Origin of the sequence: Mordavella massiliensis, assembly GCF_016901695.1 — a bacterium.
GTDB lineage: Bacteria > Bacillota > Clostridia > Lachnospirales > Lachnospiraceae > Claveliimonas > Claveliimonas massiliensis_A.
This window is the reverse complement of sequence record NZ_JACJKS010000066.1, coordinates 1-557: the sequence shown is the minus strand read 5'-3', so window position 1 is coordinate 557 and position 557 is coordinate 1. Positions and strand designations below refer to the sequence as shown.

General features: G+C 42.2%; 2 protein-coding genes. One reads left to right on the top strand and one right to left on the bottom strand.

Going from position 1 to position 557, the window contains the following annotated elements:
• On the top strand, nucleotides 1–286 hold a 286-nt coding region (locus H6A20_RS13115; protein ID WP_204907538.1), incomplete at its 5' end, for a hypothetical protein.
• A gap of 3 nt (nucleotides 287–289) precedes the next feature.
• Here the strand turns inward: H6A20_RS13115 and H6A20_RS13110 are convergent.
• Nucleotides 290–557, bottom strand: a 268-nt coding sequence (locus tag H6A20_RS13110) for a hypothetical protein (RefSeq protein WP_204907537.1), incomplete at its 5' end; no start/stop codon positions are given.

The following is a 557-nucleotide window of genomic DNA, read 5'->3' as shown; positions in this document are numbered from 1 at the left end:
AAATAACTGTTTGTCCATTAAGGCCATGTGCGCCGGGACAATCGTCCGCTCAGCTACGGGCATTTCTTCGTGTGTTGTATTCACTGCGGAACAGCTTGGCGATCTCTTAGGCGTAGACAAAGCTCACAATGCAAACTCTGTCCTGCTTGTTGCGAACGGGGATGGGGCTGCTCAAAGCGCACACGTCGAAGGGTGTACCTATCAAAATGGTAATTGGTATGCGGTATTTAATGTCAAGGCGAGTGGCCCATTTAGGTTTAATTATCTAGGAATAAGGTTTCAATAACTGCTACTTCTTTTTATACAGAACAGAGAAAAATCCCGAAATAGAAGCCCCTGCGGAATTGTTACATCTAAAATATACAATAATATTTTCCCCGGAAATACGTAAATTTGGCATAGTAACGTATGAAGCTCTAGTCCCTGTTATATACCACCCTATGATACCTATAGGTGTGTAGCCGCTTTTAGCAGCATTTATTGTTTTTTCTAGCCCACCATTTCCACCTATGCTTGTTGTTGGAAGGTTTATCTGTCCCTGTATCAAACAGTTATTT